14 protein-coding genes are annotated in these 19,860 nt (G+C 56.8%); 10 read left to right on the top strand and 4 right to left on the bottom strand.

The window, feature by feature from the left end; genetic code table 11:
- Nucleotides 1-125: 125 nt before the first annotated feature.
- The 4 genes from SH421x_RS01430 (at nt 126) to SH421x_RS01415 (ending at nt 6,247) form a co-directional block, all read left to right on the top strand.
- Nucleotides 126-1,748, top strand: a complete 1,623-nt coding sequence (locus SH421x_RS01430) for a vWA domain-containing protein (protein ID WP_488853522.1) — start codon at nt 126-128, stop codon at nt 1,746-1,748.
- Nucleotides 1,749-1,799: 51 nt separating this feature from the next.
- Complete coding sequence (locus tag SH421x_RS01425) at nt 1,800-3,071, top strand: glycosyltransferase (protein ID WP_488853521.1); 1,272 nt, start codon at nt 1,800-1,802, stop codon at nt 3,069-3,071.
- Nucleotides 3,072-3,234: 163 nt separating this feature from the next.
- Nucleotides 3,235-5,223, top strand: coding sequence for a DUF2207 domain-containing protein (locus tag SH421x_RS01420; RefSeq protein ID WP_488853520.1), 1,989 nt, complete (start codon nt 3,235-3,237; stop codon nt 5,221-5,223).
- Between the two features lie 58 nt (nt 5,224-5,281).
- Entirely contained in the window at nt 5,282-6,247 is a 966-nt protein-coding gene (locus SH421x_RS01415; RefSeq protein ID WP_488853519.1) for an isoaspartyl peptidase/L-asparaginase, read from the top strand.
- A 10-nt stretch (nt 6,248-6,257) separates the two neighbouring features.
- Here SH421x_RS01415 and SH421x_RS01410 read toward each other — a convergent pair whose 3' ends face one another.
- Both SH421x_RS01410 and SH421x_RS01405 read right to left on the bottom strand, forming a co-directional pair.
- Nucleotides 6,258-8,117 (bottom strand): hypothetical protein, encoded by a 1,860-nt coding sequence (locus SH421x_RS01410; protein ID WP_488853518.1) that lies wholly within the window; start codon nt 8,115-8,117, stop codon nt 6,258-6,260.
- Between the two features lie 158 nt (nt 8,118-8,275).
- Nucleotides 8,276-9,130: a fumarylacetoacetate hydrolase family protein gene (locus SH421x_RS01405; RefSeq protein WP_488853517.1), complete on the bottom strand. Its 855-nt coding sequence runs from the start codon at nt 9,128-9,130 to the stop codon at nt 8,276-8,278.
- 216 nt (nt 9,131-9,346) lie between these two features.
- On the opposite strand from SH421x_RS01405, the gene SH421x_RS01400 reads away from it, so the two are divergent.
- Nucleotides 9,347-11,587, top strand: coding sequence for a bifunctional diguanylate cyclase/phosphohydrolase (locus tag SH421x_RS01400; protein ID WP_488853516.1), 2,241 nt, complete (start codon nt 9,347-9,349; stop codon nt 11,585-11,587).
- 24 nt (nt 11,588-11,611) lie between these two features.
- The gene (locus SH421x_RS01395; RefSeq protein ID WP_488853515.1) at nt 11,612-13,030 is read left to right on the top strand and encodes a hypothetical protein; all 1,419 of its coding nucleotides are present in this window, start codon (nt 11,612-11,614) and stop codon (nt 13,028-13,030) included.
- Nucleotides 13,031-13,119: 89 nt separating this feature from the next.
- On the opposite strand, the gene SH421x_RS01390 is transcribed toward SH421x_RS01395, so the two are convergent.
- A complete protein-coding gene (locus SH421x_RS01390; protein ID WP_488853514.1) occupies nt 13,120-13,293 on the bottom strand; it encodes a hypothetical protein in 174 nt (57 codons plus the stop codon).
- A gap of 58 nt (nt 13,294-13,351) precedes the next feature.
- A complete protein-coding gene (locus SH421x_RS01385; RefSeq protein WP_488853513.1) occupies nt 13,352-15,154 on the bottom strand; it encodes an ABC-F family ATP-binding cassette domain-containing protein in 1,803 nt (600 codons plus the stop codon).
- A 572-nt stretch (nt 15,155-15,726) separates the two neighbouring features.
- Between SH421x_RS01385 and SH421x_RS01380 the strand changes: the two genes are divergently transcribed.
- The 4 genes from SH421x_RS01380 (at nt 15,727) to SH421x_RS01365 (ending at nt 19,851) form a co-directional block, all read left to right on the top strand.
- Nucleotides 15,727-16,359 carry a 2'-5' RNA ligase family protein gene (locus SH421x_RS01380; protein ID WP_488853511.1) on the top strand — a complete coding sequence of 211 codons (633 nt, stop codon included), beginning with the start codon at nt 15,727-15,729 and terminating at the stop codon, nt 16,357-16,359.
- 162 nt (nt 16,360-16,521) lie between these two features.
- The gene (gene coxB, locus SH421x_RS01375) at nt 16,522-17,580 is read left to right on the top strand and encodes a cytochrome c oxidase subunit II (RefSeq protein ID WP_488853510.1); all 1,059 of its coding nucleotides are present in this window, start codon (nt 16,522-16,524) and stop codon (nt 17,578-17,580) included.
- A 2-nt stretch (nt 17,581-17,582) separates the two neighbouring features.
- Nucleotides 17,583-19,247 carry a cytochrome c oxidase subunit I gene (gene ctaD, locus SH421x_RS01370; protein WP_488853509.1) on the top strand — a complete coding sequence of 555 codons (1,665 nt, stop codon included), beginning with the start codon at nt 17,583-17,585 and terminating at the stop codon, nt 19,245-19,247.
- Complete coding sequence (locus SH421x_RS01365) at nt 19,240-19,851, top strand: cytochrome c oxidase subunit 3 (RefSeq protein WP_488853508.1); 612 nt, start codon at nt 19,240-19,242, stop codon at nt 19,849-19,851. Before ctaD ends, SH421x_RS01365 begins: the two co-directional genes overlap by 8 nt.
- The last annotated feature ends 9 nt before the right edge of the window (nt 19,852-19,860 follow it).

Below are 19,860 nucleotides of genomic sequence, written 5' to 3'. Positions count from 1 at the left end.
CCAACGAGGGGGATGCAAGCTTCCTGCGCCGTTGGCTCGACCTCACCGCAAGGAAAGGTAGAATACGTGAAGGTCCAAGGGGCGCCGATGCTCCGTTGTCTGCCGATTTATCGAGGATGCGATTCATGCCGATTGTTCGTTGCTACTGTTCTCTCTGGCTGCTCGGTCTGGCTCTGCTGACCGGCTGTGACAACGTCGGAATTCGTAATCCATTCGCCAAGCCGGCGCCGGTCGCCAAAAAGACAGCCGCTCCCCCGGCGCCGCAGAAGGCGACTCCGCAGCAATCGCCCAGCGTGACGGCTCGGCAGTCGCGAGAGGCCGAAGCACGCGGCACGATGATCCGCAGCGCATCGATGCGCGGCGGCAAAACCTCCGGCGGAGGCGCGATGGAAGAACGCCTCGACGTGCGTGACGCCGTCTCCCGTATCGGTGATGACCTAAAGAACACCATCGAATTTTCGCCGGCGCTAGTTGTCTGGATGGTTGATACGACCAATTCGGCGGCGTCGCTCAAACGAGGCTTCCAAGACGCGGCCTCCAAACTGTATGACGATCTGGGAGGCGCCTTAGCGGGCAAACCGGCTGATCAGCTGACCTCGGCTGTGGTCGCGATCGGCGGACCGAATCCGCAATTTCTGATCGACCAGCCAACCAGCGATACCGCGGCGGTCCGCGATCAAATCAGCAAGCTGCCGAGCGATGACAGCGGCGCCGAGCCGATCTTCGCAGCGGTTGAACAGGCGTTGGATAAATATGGCAAGTTTCAGATGCAAAATCGCGCTGTTGCGCTGGTAATTGTCACCGACGAGGCAGGCGACGATCAAGAGTTGGTCGATGCCGTGATCGCTAAGGCGCGACCGCTGGGGGTCAAGATTCATGCGATCGGCGTTCCGGCGCCATTTGGACGCTTGGCCGGACTACAGCAGACGGCCGAAAGTCGCAATGATGGCAAGCCGGCGATCGTGCAAGGCCCAGAGACGCGACGTCTGCAACGGATCAATCTCGATTTCACTTCGTCTGGCTTTGGTTCGCAGGAAATCGATAGCGGGTTCGGACCATTTGCGTTGAACTATCTGTGTCGCTCGACCGGCGGCGCTTACTTAGTCGTCCGCTCCAGTGCGCTCGGTTCGTGGCCTGGCAACGCCAATGTTTACGGCGGCGAGTATCGGCGCAAGTATCCGCCGCAATTCATCTCGGCCGACGAGTACCAGCAACTGCTCGCGGGCAACAAGGCGTTGGCTGCTCTGGATGCGGTCTCTTACTTGCCGCAAGGAGGCGCGATCACCGCGCCGTCGACCAACTTTCGCACCGGCGACGAAGCGGCGCTGAAGCGAAGTTTGGATTCAGCGCAGCGACTGCCGGCTCGACTGGCTCCTCCGCTCGAAGCGATCTATAACCGCTTGAACGACGCCGCAGGGGATCGCGACAAAATCTCCGATCCGCGCTGGCAAGCCAGCTATGACTTGGCGCTGGGCCGCGCCGCCGCCGCGATCGCACGCACCGATGGCTACAATCAAATGTTGGCGCTGCTGAAATCGGGTCGAAAGTTTGAGGTGGAGACGCATGACACCTGGATTTTGCAACCCGGTGATTCGCTGAGCGAAGCCGGCAGCAAGCTGGAGAAGATTCGGAAGCAAGCGGTCGAATCGTTGCAACGCGTGATCAACGAACATCCAGACACCCCCTGGGCCGAGCTGGCGAAACGCGAACTCGAAACGCCGATCGGTTGGCAATGGACCGAAGCGTAGGATCGCTGGATTTACGACTCGCCCTCTTCCTCTTCATAAAATGACATCACCGTGCGCGTGCTCCTCTTTCCAGTCGGCAGCTACGGTGATGTGCATCCGTTTATTGGACTTGCCTGCGAACTCCTACGTCGCGGACACCAAGTTCAACTGCATACCAGCGAACACTTCCGGCAGCTAACCGAAAAAGCTGGCGTGCCGTTCACGCCGGTCGATACCACCGAAGAATTTGAACGGACGATCCAAGATCCCAATCTCTTTCATCCGCTGCGTGGCTTCAGTACGATTGCGCGCAGCATCATCTTGCCTTGGCAGCGCCGCCATTACGATCTGGTCGCCAGCGCCGTCAGCACCGGAAACCAAGAAGTGGTGCTGGTTGGCTCAGCGCTGTCGCAGGGCTTGCAGATGGCCCGCGAAAAACTGGGCGTGCCGCTGGTCACGATTCATTTGCAACCAGCGGTTTTTTGGAGCAACATTCGGCCCCCGCGATTAACACGCTATATGCCAGCCGGTGCAGCCATGCCGCGTTGGTGGAACGCCGGTCTCTATCGCTTGGCCCAACAAGTCATGGTTGACCCGGTTCTGAAAGGTCCGACCAATCAGTTCCGACGTGAGCTCGGCCTGCCGCCGGTCACGCGCTCAACTCAGCTCTGGCACTCTCCCCAAAAAGTGATCGGACTCTTTCCCTCGTGGTACGCGCCGCCGCAGTCAGACTGGCCCGTGAATAGCGTGTTGACCAATTTTCCGCTCTGGGACGAGTCAACGCTGGGCGAGCCAGATGCCGAGGTATTGTCTTTTTTAAACGCCGGTGATCGTCCGATCGTGTTTACGCCAGGCTCAGCGATGCTCAACGGGCAATCGTTCTTTGCTGCGGCGACCGCCGCTTGTCAGCTGCTGGGACGACGGGGGATCTTGCTAACACGCTTTCCCGAGCAACTTCCGCCGCAATTGCCCAGCAGCGTGCGTCACATTGCGTACGCTCCCCTTTCGCAGCTTCTACCCCACTGTGCGGCGCTGGTCTATCACGGCGGAATTGGAACCCTCTCGCAAGCTTGCGCCGCAGGCATCCCGCATTTGATCATGCCGATGAGCCATGATCAGCCTGACAATGCCCAGCGAATTGAGCGGCTGGGAGTGGGGGCGACCCTCTATCCGAATCAATTTCGGCCTGGCAAAATTGCCCAAAAACTGCAACATCTGTTGCAATCCGAAAAAATTGCCGACGCTTGCCGCGAGATTTCGGCTCGTATTGCGAAACACCAGGGGCTAGTCCAGGCTGCCGACGAAATCGAAAGCATGCGAACCAGCTACGCAATGACCGACTAATAATTACAACCGAAAGCGAGCAGCAGCGGCTTGTCGTGGATTCGAAACAGAACAGTACGCTATCCGCTTAGCCTTCATGAGAGGCTTCCTTGATTGAGATCCAACAGATTGTTAGGGGGCAACCAACCCCATAGATTGATTCAACTTCGGGAAACGAATGTTCATGCAGATCTGGAAATTCATCTCGGCACTGCTGCTGACAGCTATGGTCGGGTTGCCGCTGCACGCCGCCGATGCAGAGGATACGGACGACAAGAATTTACCGCTCGCCGAAATCATTCATCGTTACGATGTCGATATACACATCCAACCCGATTCTACGCTGCGCATTGTTGAAACGATCGAAGTCACCGCGTTGGGTGACGATATCAAACGCGGCATCTATCGCGATTTCCCCGTCCTTTCGCATCCTGTTTTGGGTCTACGACTGCGACACAAGCTAGAGGTTGTTCGTGCGACGCGCGACGGAGAACCAGAAAAGTTCCGCGTGGAAGAACCTGACGAAAATCGTCCCAATGCGGCCCGCATCTATCTTGGCAACGCCAACCAGTCGCTGACTAAAGGGAAGTATCTCTACACGATTGAATATGTTACCCACGATTGGCTGCACCACGGCGAAACAGAAGATGAACTTTACTGGAATGTCACCGGCAACTTCTGGAATTTTCCGATTGAGAAGTCGAGCGTCACTGTCCATCTACCAGGCCAATTTCAACCTGATCAGATCACGGTCGATGCCTGGACCGGCGCCGCCGGCGAAAAGAAAAAAGAGTGGCGCCAAGTGGACGCGCCAGCCGGTCAGATAAAGCTAGAGACAACCGCGGTGCTGAGCGCCGAAGAAGGCTGGACGGTGTCGATGAAATTTCCGAGCGGCGCCGTCATGTTTCCGGCGAGCAGCGAGCGATATCAGCAGCTGATAGCAGACAACCCAGACCTGTTATTGACGCTTTTGACCCTTTGCTGTGCGCTGGGCGCCTATACCATCGGCTGGATCATGGTTGGCAAAGATCCGGCGCCGGGAGCGATCTTGGTGCAAGATGATCCTCCGGCAAATATCTCGCCTGCGGCCGCACGTTACGTTTCGCGAATGGGATTCGACAACAAATGCTTGGCCGCGGCGATGGTTTACGCCGCATCCCAAGGAGCCGTCTCCCTCTCTAGTGACAAATCAGGCAACTACACGATTCACAAAGTCAATGAAGCGCGATTCTCGGAGTTGCCGCCTGATGTCGAGGCGCTGTTGCGAGGTCTGCTAGAAGATCGCAAACAGCTGACGTTCACCAAATCGGTCCATCAGATTGTGAACGCCGCGATCCATGATTTCCAATCCGTGCTGAAAAAAAACTACAAAGGGACTTACTTTTTGGCCAACGGGTGGTGGACATTCTGGGGAATTTCAATTTCGCTGGCCGGGATGATCATGGCAATTTTGTCATCTCCCAACTATCCGCTGGGACTATTTTTCACCGCCTGGTTGTCGATCTGGACGGTCGGCGTCTTCGCATTAGTCGGGATGGTGCTCACAACCTGGAATCTGGTTTTGTTTGGCCCAGGCGGCCCAGTACAACGCGGTTTGGCGTTTGGAGGTGCGATCTTCATCACGGCGTTTGCCACCCCCTTTATTATCGCCGAGTTTGTCGTGCTTGGTCTCTTCGCCTACAAGGTGAGCTTTTTCATCCCCTTTGGCGTGATCTTGCTTGTCTTGATGGCTTGGCGATTCTATCACTGGATGAAGCGTCCCACGCATGAAGGGCGTCAACTGCTGGATCAATTGGCCGGTTATCGCCTCTGGCTGGAAGGAGAATTTCTGCGGAAGATCGAATATGCCGAGTCACCCGAATTAGGAGCGATGATGTATGACGATCGGCTTCCGTGGGCGATCGCACTTGACATGCAGGAAGGTTGGTACGAACAGCTTGGCTCCAAGGTATTGGAATCGAGCCAGTTTAACTCGAGCTTGAATCGTCATTCGCACCACTCCACCAGGTCGCTTGGCAATCCTATTGCAGGCTCTATGCTGACCGGCGCCGCTTTGGCCGGCGCACTCGGCAGCGCGGTCTCCACTGCGTCGATCAGTCCCAGCAGCCGAGGAAGCGGTGGCGGTGGATCTTCTGGCGGCGGCGGGGGTGGCGGAGGAGGCGGCGGCTGGTAATTTTGGTACGCTAAACGCCGCTAAGCTTTTCGTCTTCTCTGCTTCGGGAACCCGCTCTGTGTCCGCGACCTTGCAAAAAACAATCGCTTCGGCCAACGGCTTAGAAGCGACTCGCCTGGCTTACGAACAACTGACATCGGGCAAGTCGCCGCTCGACGCCGCCGTCGCCGGCGTCACGCTGCTCGAAGATGATCCCGATGAATTGACGGTCGGCTACGGCGGATTGCCGGACAGCAACGGCGAAGTCACGTTGGATGCGGCGGTCATGGATGGCCCCAGCCATCGCGGCGGGTCAGTGGTGGGGTTAAAAAAAGTGCGCCACGCCGCTCAGGTCGCGCGCTTACTGATGCAGCAAACGCGTCGTGCCATGCTGTGCGGTGATGGAGCGTTAGAGTTTGCCAAAGCCAACGGCTTTGTCGAAGAAAATCTGCTGACCGAGAAAGCTCGTCAGATCTGGCTCTATTGGAAACGACTCGAGTGCCGAGGCAAAGATTGGCTTCCGCCGCAGCCGGGCGAATTTGACGCCGACACCATCGCCGAGTTCGAGCGTTATTATTCCATCACCGGCGATAAGACCTCTGGCGGCACCGTGCATTTAGCGGCTCGCGATGCCCGCGCTGATCTGGCCTGTGCGACTACGACCAGCGGACATTGCTTTAAGATGCCTGGCCGTGTCGGGGACTCTCCTGTGTTTGGCGCCGGACTGTATGTCGACAACGAAATGGGAACCTGCGGCAGCGTTGGTCATGGTGAAGCAAACCTCCTGAATTGCTCAAGCTTTCAAGCAGTCTACCAGATGGGACGCGGAGCCAGCCCGGTGGATGCCGGCCTCGAAACGTTGGCGATGGTCGCCAAGCATGCAGCCACCTTTGAACGGGACGACGCTGGCCAGATCGCATTCAATCTGCAACTGTTTTTGCTGCACAAAGATGGTCGTCATGCAGGCGTCGCGATCCGCGGAGCCAAACAAATTGCTGTGACTGACGGTGACGGCACGCGTTTGGAAGCGTGCGTTAATCTCTGAGCGGTGCGTTTTACGCCGCTTCACCTCGTCGCTTTAACTTCTTCAAGCGACGTCGCTCGGCTTTCGAGAGCAAGTGATCGGGCTTCGCTTCCAGCATCGCGATCTCGTCATCGCTCTCGTTGTCACTGTGATCATCGCCGCCCAGCGTTAAGGGGTTCATCTTCAAGGTTTCGGGCGGAGCAGCCGTTTCGGCCTGCTGCTGTTTAACCATTGCGCGACGTGCACTCGACGCTAACGGAGAAGCGGCAGGTTTCGCATCTGCGGCTGGCTCAGCTTCCGACTTCGCTTTCCCGCCAAAGCCAAACCAACCACTCTTCTTCTCTTCGACCGCTTGCTCTTTCACGGCGGGTTTCTCAACCGGCTTGGCTACGGGCTTGGCCGCCGGTTTAGCGGGTTTATGCTGTTCGACAGCGTCGTCGGTCTCGGCTCCTTTTTTTGCTCCAAAGCCAAACCAACCTCGCTTGGGAGTTGCGTCTACGTCCAGATCGGTTTCTTTCTTGACGACAGCTGGTTTAGCCGGCGCGGACTTTGCGGCAGGCTTCGCGACTTCTTTGTCTGCATCTGCCGATGCCTCGGCGTCTGCTTGTTGCTTACCGCCAAAGCCAAACCACCCTCGCTTGGGAGTTGCGTCTACGTCTGGATCAGTTTCTTTCTTGACGACAGCCGGTTTAGCCGGCGCGGACTTCGCGGCAGGCTTCGCGACTTCTTTGACTGCATCTACCGATTCCTCACCGTCTGCTTGCTGCTTTCCTCCAAAGCCAAACCAACCACGTTTCTTTTCGACCGGCGCTGCTTCGTCACTCGGCTTCACGACAGTCTGAGAGTCTGATTTCGATTTCTGCTTGGGCGCAGCTGGTTTCTCTGCTTCGTCGGCCGGGACTGACTTGGCCTTCTTTCCGCCCCACGAGAACCAACCAGCATTGGAATCTTCTGCGGTTTCCTGCTCGGCTGTTGCTTCGGCTTCCTGCTTCACGATCGTCGGTCGACGGCGGGCCGGTTTGGCCGGCGTCTTCTCGGCAGTTTCGTCGGCTTGTTCTACCGCAGGCCGAGCCGCGATCAGGCCGATCGCATCCATCCAGACGAAGCGAGCGTACTGCATCAGCATCATCGATAACAGCCACATGCCGCTGAGATAGAGGACGCAAGTCGAGAGCGTCGCATCGAGTTGCAGGGGCCACAATATCAAATTGGCTTTGGCCGCGACAAAAGTACCCAGCGTTCCGATCGCCAACAGCGCGACCACCAAGGTGCCGCGACTAGCGCGTACTTCCCACCCGATTCGGAGAAAAGCGATTCCATAAAAAATTGTCGCGATCAGTAAGCCCCACCCATGTTCGAGTTCGGCAAATTGACGCCCGCTCGCTTGTTCGATCATCGCACCGAGCGGAGTTCGAAAGTCGACCAGCAGATCGATTCCGGCAAATCCCAGCAGAGCGACGGCCCAAAGCCAAACGTGATAGCGTCCCCGATAGTCGTCCAAACGGTGACGGCGAATCCGATAGATCACCAGCGCCGTTTGCGCAGCGGTCCAAAACGCGATCACGGCCAACCAACCGCCCAAACTATTGACGGTGGCTAGATTGGCGAAAGCGAACTTTTCACTCGCATAATAATGCAAAGTCGCCAACAAGCTGATCAACACAACGCCCAAAAGATAGTAGGCGCTGACGGAAGTCCAAGGGAGTGGAATCAGATCGACAACGCGCACACGACGTTCTAGCAAAGCTTGCGACGAGTAACGTCGAGCCCGCTTGCCGTTGGTTGCATCATCACCGCTGGCGGCATCGGTATCGCGGCCAGCCGCGTTACGATCATCAAGAATAGCGCGTCGACGTCGATCGTCGCGCGTTGCGTTCCGCCTGAATTCCATCTTCCCTGACGCAGTTGCTAGCAATTGTGAAACGACGAATCCTTTCGCCGCTGCGACATTTCTGTCCTTAATAGGAGTTCGGCAGTCAGACCGAGCCTACTAAAGTCAGGCTCGGCTTGAATTATTTCTTGCGCAACCGCGCAACTCTTCCAGGCACGCTAGCGGAGCGCGACGCGGTTCGACAACATGCCGAGCCCCTCGATCTCTACTTCCAACTGATCGCCTGGCTGTAGATAGACTTGCGGATCGCGCGCATCGCCGACTCCGCTGGGCGTCCCCGTAAAGATCAGGTCGCCAGGCTGCAGCATCACGACGTTGGAGAGGTACGAAATCAAAAAGTCGATCTTGAAAATCAACTGGCTCGTCGACGAATCTTGCATCGTCTTGCCGTTTAACCGACAGCGAATCGCCAAATTGTGCGGATCGCCGATTTCGTCCGGCGTGTATAACACCGGCCCGAGCGGACCGAAGGTATCAAACGTCTTGCCCAACAGCCATTGCTTGCCGGGCTTCCCTTTTTGCCAATCGCGAGCCGAGATGTCGTTGCCGCAGCAATAACCGCCGACATGGCTCATCGCTTCGCTTTGCGGGATATGCTTGCCAGCGGTCCCGATCACCACGACTAGTTCCGCTTCGTAATCAACTCGACTACTTTCGGGGGGGAGCTGAATTTCGTCATGATCGGCGATCAGGGTCGAGGGAAATTTGTTGAAAATAACCGGCTCATCCCCCACGGTTGCGCCCGTCTCTTTGGCGTGGTCAGCATAGTTCAGACCAACGCAGATCACTTTTTGTGGGTTGATAATCGGGGTCAAAATCCGTGATCCCACCGGGATCGGCTGTCCATGTTCTATCACGGCCAGAACCTTATCACGCGCCACGTTACCCAGCGCTAGCAGCGACTTCATGTCGGTCGGCAACGTGTGATCGGTATGGTGAAGATCGATGAAATCGTCGCCGCGGGCAACCGCAGCACGGGGACCAGCTTCGCTTTGATAAGTGACCAAACGCATGATTATCGCCTCCCGGGGAATCCAGATGATCGTTACAGCCGGCGCCGCTTACGTTATCGCATCGAACTGCCGCTGGCAACGAGTCGCCTAGTTTCTATTTACTGGTTTGACCTTAGGCAATCCACGACCTAGATTTTCTGCAAAGTCCCAATAATCCGCCGAGAGCCGCCTGCTGCGGGTCGGCATCCTGTTTCGCCAGCTAGACGCTTGTGCCATATGGACATCGATTCATCCGCCGATTTTGGCGTCGACCCTGGAGAGTCGGCCGATCATCGCTTCGGAGCGCTGCAACAACTGATGCTGCGTACCGAGGAGATTGATGATGAAGCGCTGATCGCTGCTGCGCTGGAACAACAAAATCAATTGGTTCAGGTACGTCTGGGCGTGGCCAGCAGTCTGTTTACAGCACTCAAAGCCAAACACCCGCCGACCGCCGCACATTCGCTCCGCGTCGCAACCAGCATTTCGACCTGGGCGGCAGTCCGCGGAAACTCTCACTCTGAACGTGACGAATTAGAAGTCGCCGCGCTGCTGCACGATGTCGGCAAGTTAGCTGTGCCTGACTATCTGCTGGCCAAACCGGGGAAACTGAACGAAGAAGAACTGGCCCTGATGGATGAGCATCATGCCGCTGGCGTCGAGATCATCGAACATTGCTGCTCAGACGCCGGGATCATGGCCGTGATTCGGCATGCAGGCGCCTGGTTTGACGGCAGCAAACGCGTCTTCCCCCTGTGCGGCGATGATATTCCCCGCGGCGCGCGGATGCTGGCGATCGTCGATGCGTATGACTCGATGATTAGCGATCAGGTTTATCGCCGCGCACGCAGCAAGGATCGCGCCCTTGCCGAGTTGTTCGCCTACGCCGGATCGCAATTTGATCCAGAACTGGTGAGCGATTTCTGCACGTTCCAGATGCGATTCTCGAACAAGCTGCAGCATGACGTCGCACAACAATGGCTACGCGATTTGTCCCCCCGTCAAACTAATTCGCATTGGGATCACATGATTCCCCAACGCGGCGATCGTCCCAATCAATTGCTGGGGCTATTTCACGAGAATCTGTTTCGCAACGTCCATGACGGACTGATCTACGTCGGCGCCGATCTGAAAATCTTGCGTTGGAACCACGCCGCCGAGACGCTGACGGGGCTTTCGGCAGAATCTGTCGCGAATCGCAACTGGTCCCCCAAGTTGGTCGGCATGGGAGACGCGTCGGGACGCTTCTTGCCTGAACGCGAAGATCCGCTGGCGGCGGCGATTCAAAGCGGTCTGCAATCCGTGTTGCGTTTGACCATTCGTGACGCTCAAGGAGAGTACTCGGCGATTACAGCCCACATTTCGCCGGTCATCACCGAAGACGGCGTGGGCCGCGGCGCCACGCTGCAACTTTGCGATGCGACCGGTATTCAACGCCTGGAAGAACAATTGCGTTCGTTGCACGTCAAAGCGACACGCGATCCACTGACCAGTCTGGCGAATCGCGCTGAACTAGACCGGGCCCTCAATGAGATGGTCCGAAAGCACAGCGGCGGGAACCGTGCATGCAGTCTGATTATCTGCGATCTCGATTTCTTCAAGCGAATCAACGACAACTACGGGCACCAGGCCGGCGACGACGCACTGGTTAGCTTTGCGGCCCATATGAAACGACATGCGTTGCCCGGCGATGTGGCGGCTCGTTATGGCGGCGAAGAATTTGTGATGGTCTGCGGACATTGCGATATGAAAACGGCGGCGCAACGCGCCGAAGCCATTCGCCAAGAGGTTGCAGCGACCGCGCAACCTTCGTTGGGTGGCAAAAATTTGACCGCCAGCTTTGGTGTTACCGAACTGCAAGCTGGCGATACGCCTGAATCCATGCTAAATCGCGCCGATCGGGCATTGATGCAAGCCAAAGAATTGGGTCGCAACATGGTGATCCAGCTTGGCTCGGGACGCGACGATCCTGAAAAAAGAGAGCGACGCAATTGGTGGACCGCCCTGTTCGCCCATCGTTCGCCGGGCGCACTGATCGAGCGCACCATGACCACACGCGCTCCGCTGAAAATGGTCTGGGAAAAGCTGCGCGGCTTTTTAACCGACCATGTCGCCGAAGTAATCGACACCAGCGAACAGCAGTTGATCCTCGCTTTTGATGGCGACACTTTTGGCATCACTCGCCGAAATTCGGATCGCGGGGCTGCGCTCGTTATGACAATTCGTCCTCGCGAACAGCAGGACGAACGCGGAATGACCAGCACGGTGATCGAAGTCTCCGTAGCCCCGCGCCGCAGTCGAGATCGCCGCCGCAGTGACGCACTGCAACGTGGTCGTCAATTGATGGCCAGTTTGCAATCCTACCTCATGGTGCATGACTTCAGCGAAGGAGTCGTCGGCGAAGAGAAGGAAGCGCCGAACCTGTGGGATCGCCTAACCGCTAAGTTCAATAAACCGCCAGCCGACGACCGACGCTAAATTGCGGAAGGGATAGGATAGACGATGATCCGAATCGGAACACAATTAAGCGGATTCGAGCTTACTCTCGGCAACCAAATCCAACTTGCAGATGCTAGGGTGGCGCAAGCCGAGCTTCGCCACGAGATAGATTCTTCTCTCCCGGATTCTTGCGGTGACACCAGCGATGCCGTCGCCCAAGCCGATTTCCAAGAGCGCGTACGCGTGATCACCGGCGCGATATCGCAAGTCGATTTCGCGACTTCCGTAATCGCCCAAGCCCAATTAACGATCGATCTGATTCGGACGCAAGTCAACAAAATTTGGGACGCATTCCACACGAACCGCCAAGTCAACATCGACCAGACGTTGTGCGAGATCGATCGACTAGCACGCGAAGAATTTCAGGGGCAAGCTTTACTCGATGGATCGTGCGATTTTGGAGTGAGCGGCCAAAACAAATCGCAGGTACGCGAGGTATCGGTCGACCGGATCGCTGGGCCAACTCGACTCTCCGCCGCCAAACCGGCGACCTTAATCCACCAAGGACGCAACGGTCTGCTAACGACCGACGCCGACTTTACCTTGAGCGGCCCTTTTGGCGAAGCGATTATTTCTGTGGAACGCAATCAATCGTTCACAACGGTCGCTGAACAAATCAACGCAGTGACTGCGTTGACCGGCGTTCAATGCTTTGTCGCAGGAGAGCAACTCTCGCTGGTCAGCATCTTCGCTGGCGCTGAAGCGACGATCTCGGTCGATGTTCATTTTGGCCAATTTGATGTAGAGAGCAGCACCGGAGAGCCGGTCTCGCGCGGCGACGATGGCCTGTTTGCGGCGCGACCTTCGATCGTTGGTCGCGTGCTAAAGGGCGCCTCGAGCGCAGACTCCAATGTTACCGCCGAAATCAACGGCCAAATCTTCACTGGGCAGCGGATTGTCGTCAGTGAAGAAGGGACGCAGTTTTCGCTGGAATTCGCAACCGGGTTCACCGGTGACTTGGATTCGATCACGCTCAGCGACGAAGGTGTCTGGAAGTTTCAGTTGTCGACGGTCATCGGCGATCTAACCACCCTGGCCTTGCCCAATCTGACAACGCCAGCGCTGGGAGACGAAAGCGGACGACTGTCACAGTTGCATTCAACTGGCAAGTTCTCAACGGGACCGGACGCCCACACAATCCAGATTGTGGATGCAGCGCTGGGGCAACTCGATCGCGCAGAACAGCGACTGGATGCCTTTGCCGACGACACCCTTGCGACGAGTGCAGCTTTGCTGGCCGGTTTGCAAGCTTCGCTCGAAGACTCATACGAAACGCCGCTGATGGAAACAGCGCCGCTCAACCCAGAGACGCTGCCGATTCAACGGCAACTCTCGACAAAGATTCTCAACTCGCTCACAACCCTGGGGCAGCAGCGCACCCGCGTCTGGCGATTTCTGCAGACGGTGGACGACGTCGAGTAGATGACTCACCCCAGAACTCCGCCGCGCTGTTCCCAGCGCTGACGTGTTTGACGTTTGAATTCTTCCCTATCTAGCTCTTGGTATTCACCCTAAACAAGTCGGCCCAAGCAAGGCTGAATTTCTTCGCGAAAGCGCACCACTTCCACTTGCAACTTGTGGAACTCCGCGATCGCATCTGGGACGCTCATTTTCGAGCCGCTCGCCAGTTGCTGACCGATGAAATCGTGGAATTGTTGCCGTTCGCAGGTGACGTCAGTCGCCATTCGATTCTCGGCAATGTGATCCCTTGATTCTATTCTATCCGAAGGGACGAAACCTTTTCTATTGATCGTCCGCTTCCATCAGTTGTTCGTTCAGCGCCAACCACTCTTCTTCAAGCTGCTCTAAATCTTTGGTCACAACCAGTAGCTGTTCGTGGGTCTTCTGTGCTTCTTTGGCGTCGGTCAACTTCATTAACTGGGCGTTGAGCGCTTTCTTCTCGTCGTCCATCTTCGCGATCTTGACCTCGATCTTTTGCAGGTCTTTTCGCATCGTGCGCAACTGCTTGTTGCGGTCGCGGCGATCATTGCGATCTCCGCCCACAGAATGATGATCGCTGCTGGCCGGCAATTTGCCTCCTTTCGACGAATCTCCCTCGGCGTCGATCTCTTGATTCAAGCGATAGACGTAGTGGTCATAGTCGTCGGGGAAGTGAATCACCTGGCCATCGCGGACCTCCACAATGTTGGTCGCGACGCTTTTCATGAAGTAGCGATCATGGCTCGTAAAAATGATCGTGCCGTTGTAGGTCTCCAGCGCTCGGACCAGCGACTCAACCGTTTCCACATCCAAATGGTTTCCCGGTTCGTCAAGGATCAGCACATTGTGCTTGCCCAGCAACAAGCCTGCGAGACAGAGCCGAGCACGCTCTCCACCACTGAGGACTTTGACCTTCTTTTTGACATCATCGCCGCGAAACAAAAAGCTGCCGGCGACGTTCAGCACTTGCTGCGTGCTGACATCGGGGTCGGCGGCAGTGCGCAGATAATCTTCGACCGTATCATTGGGCGGAAGCGTCGTATAAACGTGTTGTGCGTAGACGCCGACATCGGCGTGATGCCCCCATTTCACATCCCCTTTCAGCGGCTCGATCGAGCCGACCAACGTTCGCAGCAGGGTTGTTTTGCCTTGGCCGTTGTCGCCGACGACGCCGATCCGTGAGCCATGCTCGATATCCAGAGTCACTTCATCGGCGATCTTTTTGTTTGGGTAACCAATCACCACATTGTCACAGCGGACGACGGTCCCTTTGCGGCGATCAACCACCGGCACTCGGACATAGGCCAACGCATCCGATTCTTCAATTTCGACCAGTTGCAGCCGATCCAATTGCTTGGCCTTGCTGCGAGCCTGGCTGGCGGTGCTGGCGGCGGCGCGGTTTTTGTCAATAAATTTTTGCAGCTGCTTTTGCTTCGCTTTGACCCCTGCGTTTACCTTCTGGTCATGCTCTTTGCGTTCTTCCTGCACAACCAGATAGGCGTCGACGTCGCCAGGGAACATCTGCAGTTTGCCGCGAGCCAGTTCCAGCGTGTGGGTACAGGTCTGCTTCAAAAAGGCCCGATCGTGTGAAACAACCATCACGCCGCCGCGAAAATCGAGCAAAAACCGCTCGAGCAACATTTGCGTCCGCAAGTCCAAAAAGTTGGTCGGTTCGTCCAGCAGCAGATAGTTGGGATCGTGCAGCAGCAGCGCCGTTAGCTTGACGCGAGTCTGCCAACCCCCTGAGAGTTGCCGGACCGGCGACTCCAGCATCGCCCCCTTGATCTCGAACTGCCCCGCGACTTCGCCGCATTTCCAGTCCGGCTGACCGCTGTCGCGCATCAGAAAGCCGACGACGGTTTCCCCTTCTTCAAACGGATCGTGCTGGCGCAAATAGCCCAGCCTAAGCTTCGGGTGGAGAATCACTTCTCCTTTTTCCAGTTCTTCGTCCCCCAAGATCGCGCGGCACAAGGTCGACTTGCCGGCGCCGTTGCGACCGATCATGCCAACCTTTTGTCCTTCGATCAGCGAAACGCTCGCCCCATCAAGCAAAACTTTATGACCAAATCGTTTGACGACGTTTTGTATCTGGATCAGGGGAGTCACGGAGCTTCGATCTCAAAAGAAAAAAATGAAAGAAGACGAACCAATGCTTCATCGAGTTGAACCTGCCCCTTGGTGCAGCATCGCCAGTCTCCCAGCTTTGCCACCGCTTTGGCGGCGACAACCTCTAGAGAGAATCTAGGGCGAGGGGCAATCGGCTCACTCGTCGGGCGGCACGCAGCAAAGCGAACATGAATCCATAGGCCCGGAGGCGCTATTTTCACCGAAACTCGCCGATCGTCCAGAGCACCCTGCATTGAACCGGTGCTGGAGCCAGCGAGTTTGGCCAAATTGCTCCGTCGACCACCTACTTTTTCGGCAAGTCGCCCCTCTCCTGCGGTTCGAAGCCGGCTTCGCAGGCTTTGTTTTTCCGGTAGTTCGTCGCCAGCAGACCAAACTTTCAGGGGGGACAGTTTGGCTTAGTCGGGCTTGAAAAGGGGCTCCCGTCTGCTTTTCAGGGTGAAAATCCGATCTCGGTCTCTTTTCGCACCCCAATCGCGGTTGTCACTGATAGCTGGATTTGTTCCACTCTGTTTCCTACCTTGATACCGCTCGGCCTGCGTGATTCGCCTGCTATGGCTCGCACTTTTGTTACTGACTTTGTCTCGATTGACCCCAGTCCCGAATGGGCGGTAAAGCTGCGCGCCTACAAAGATGATGTGCGGCAACTGGTCGGCGATCAGGCCTATCTTGACGATCCGCCGCATATGACCGCATTTTTGGCGCGATTTGCAGAGGGGACTGAGTTTGACGAAACGATTGCTGAAGTCGCGGCAGAATTCGCTCCGCTCAAGACTGAGCTAGCCGGCTGGCACGTGCTCGACGCCGATCCTTGGACCGGGCAGCGAACTTTGACGATCCGCGTCAATGCCGAATCACAACCGGCGCTGCGAAACCTCCAAGCCAAAATTGTCGAGGCGATCTGCGAGCATCGTGATCGAGAAGCAACTCAGCAGCATTACAACACCGCGCTGGCGAATTTCACTCCTTTGCAGCGCCAGTCGATTGAGCAAATCGGCTTTCCTTTTGCCGGCCTCGATTGGCAGCCACAGTTCACGATCGCATCGATTCGCCATTCGGACTGGAAACAGGTAGCCGCGACGATACTGCAAAAACCTCCCGCAGGACAATCGGTCTGCAGCAGCGTCACGCACTATCGCATCATCGACGGCGAGACCTATCCGCTGCAACGATACGAACTTCGTTAACTTTTCTTGACGCCGCTGCGTCACATTAGGCAGACCTGGCAAGCTTAGATGACGTGCTCTGCAAGCATTTTGCGGAGAACAGTTGACAGCACCCCGTCTGACAAGCGAATGTATTGCGAACGATGCTCACCATGGACGAGTGCACCCAATTGGAAAACGCGAATGCGAAGCTTGCGCAAAGGAAGATTTCGCCAAGCCTGCTGCGGCCCTCAGCCCTGGCCGCTGGCCCTGGTGCTGGTCGTGTTGTTCCCTCTTGTCTCTTCGGCCCAAACCCCCGAAGTTTTTGATCCCGCCAGTCCAGATGCTTTTGCGATCCGAGAGCTCTTCTATCTAGTGCTAGCGATCACCGCGATCATTTTTTTGTTGGTCGGCGGAGCGCTCGCCTATTTTGTCTACCGCTTTCGCGATCCCCCCAACGCGCCGCGCGACGATAGCGAACCGCCGCAGATCTACGGCAGCGAACCGATCGAAATCGCTTGGACCTTGGCTCCGACATTGATCGTGCTGGTCCTTAGCTTGGTGGTGATTCGCTCGGTCATTGCGATGCGATCTGACCCGCCGACCGAGGGAACTTTGCGAGTTCGCGCGGTAGGGCATCAATGGTGGTGGGAGTTTGAATATCCCGAGTTCGGCTTTACAACCGCCAACGAATTGGTGATTCCGACTTCCGATCCAGAGGTCTCAACGCCGGTTTATCTCCAGTTAGAATCGGCCGACGTCATCCATAGCTTTTGGGTTCCCCGCTTGGCCGGCAAAACGGACCTGGTGCCGGCCCAGTCCAACTTCATGCGGCTGGCGGCAAATACCGCCGGCGTTTATGAAGGTCGCTGCGCCGAATACTGCGGCACCCAACATGCCAAGATGCTGATTCGCGTGACCGCCGTTTCGCCGGCCGACTTTGAAAAATGGGTCACCCAGCAACAGCGCAGCGCCGCCGTCGCTCAATCGGTCGAAGCGGGCCGAAAGATCTTTATGGATCAGGCCTGCGCCAACTGCCATACGATCCGCGGCGAGCCGGCGGTCGGCAAGTTTGGCCCTGACCTGACGCACCTGATGAGCCGCCAGACGATCGCCGCAGGCATTTTAGAAAACAATCGAGAAAGCCTGACGGACTGGCTCGCCGATCCCGATCGGGTGAAGCCCGGCAGCCGCATGCCCAACATGCAACTTAGCCCGACAGAAGTGAAACAGTTGGTCGATTACTTGATGACGTTGGAATAACTATGGCGATCGCCGAAACAGGACAATCAAGCGCGGCGACGCCGCTGGTGACGCAACTACATGGTTGGGTGACGACGGTCGATCACAAGCGGATCGGCCTGCTGTACATCTTGATGAGCCTCTTCTTTTTGGTGGTCGGCGGCGTCGAAGCCCTCCTGATTCGCTTGCAACTGTGGGTTCCCAACAATACGCTGCTTGGCCCCGATACTTTCAACCAACTCTTCACGATGCACGGGACGACGATGATCTTTTTCGTCGTCATGCCGATGCTCTCCGGCTTCGCCAACTATCTGGTGCCGCTGATGATCGGCTGCCGCGACGTTGCGTTTCCCCGCTTGAACGCGCTCGGCTTTTGGTTGGCTCTCTTCGGCGGGTGCATCCTTTACACCAGCTACTTTACCGGCGACGCATTGTATGGACTGGGTTCGGCGCCGGACGTCGGCTGGTTCGCTTATGCTCCGCTTACTTCACCGGCTTACGCGCGCGGCGGCAGCGTTGACTATTGGATCTTGGGAACCTTTGTCAGCGGCGTCGGCACGTTAACCTTCGCCGTCAATTTGATCGCAACGATCCTCACAATGCGGGCTCCGGGGATGAAGCTGAATCAGGTTCCGCTCTTCGTCTGGATGATGCTGATCGACGCCGGGCTGATCATTGTCGCTTTTCCGCCGCTGACCGCCGCTCAGATCATGTTGCTCTTGGATCGTTACGCAGGCGCCCACTTTTTTGACACGCAGGCCGGCGGATCGGCACTGTTATGGCAGCACTTGTTTTGGTTCTTCGGGCACCCCGAGGTCTACATCATGGCGCTGCCGGCGTTTGGAATCATCTCTGAAATTGTGCCGGTCTTTTCGCGAAAAGTGATCTTTGGCTACGCATCGATGGCGGCAGCCACCGCCGCGATCGGCTTTATCAGTCTGGGCGTTTGGGCGCATCACATGTTTACGGTCGGGCTCGACGATCGCTTGGATGCGTTCTTTTCGGCCGCCAGCTTTTTGATCGCGGTTCCAACCGGCATTAAGATCTTCAACTGGGTCGCGACCCTCTACGGCGGTCGACTGCAACTACGCACGCCGATGCTGTTTGCGCTCGGTTTTCTCGGCATGTTTTTGATCGGCGGGCTGACCGGCATCATGCTGGCGACGGTTCCGGTCGATTGGCAAGTCTCGGACAGCTACTTTCTGGTCGCCCACTTTCACTATGTGCTGTTTGGCGGCAGTTTGTTTGCCCTGATGGGCGGCTGCTATTACTGGTTTCCGAAAGCGACCGGCAAGCTGCTGAGCGAAAAGCTGGGCGCCTGGCATTTTTGGTTACTGTTTGTCGGCTTCAATCTACTGTTTGGCCCAATGCATATCGCTGGGATCATGGGGATGCCGCGCCGTGTTTATACCTACGAAGCGGGTCAAGGTTGGGATTTTTGGAATCAACTTTCGACGATCGGCGCCTTCATCATGGGGATCGGTTTTTTGATCTTCTTTATCAACGTGGTGCTTTCGCTGCGTGCAGGAAAAGAAGCAGGCGATGATCCGTGGGATGCGTGGACCCTAGAATGGGCGACCAGCAGCCCGCCGGCGTCCTACAACTTTGAACAAATCCCCACGGTGCGCAGCCGGCGACCGCTGTGGGATCTGAAACATCCGGAAGACCCGGACTGGAAATATGAATAAGCCCTCCGCCGAAGAAGCGATCCCGATTCCACCGCCGGTCAACACCGAATTCCCGCTGACGCCAGCTCAGGTCGGCATGGCGGCGTTTCTCTGTTCCGAAGCGGCGTTCTTTAGCACGCTGGTCGTCGCCTATTTGATTTACTTGGGCGCCGATCAGTCTGGCCCCACGCCAGCCGAATCGCTCAGTCTGACGCGCGCCGTCATCAACAGCGCCTTCTTGCTGGGAAGCAGCGGAACGATCCTCTTGGCGATGAACGCCCGCAAAGCGTCCAGCCTGGGCGGTTTTACTGCTTGGATGATTGTGACAATCACGCTGGGCGTGCTGTTTTTGGTCGGCACCGCCTACGAGTGGGAAGAGTTAATTTATCAAGATGGTTTGACGATCGGCCGCAACCTGTTTGGTACGACGTTCTATACGCTGATCGGATTTCACGCGTTTCACGTCACCTTGGGGCTGTCGCTACTAACCATCATCACTTGGCTGGAGCGTTCAGGGCGACTCAGCGCCCACAGCGAAGCGCCCGAGTTGGTTTCGTGGTATTGGCATTTCGTCGACGCCGTCTGGATTGTCATTTTTGGCGTCGTTTATTGGATGGGAACCTAACGAGCAACC

The sequence above is a fragment of the Blastopirellula sp. SH421 genome, from assembly GCF_057808535.1.
Note: the sequence above shows the minus strand (reverse complement) of the source record. Positions and strands in the feature narration are given on the sequence as shown.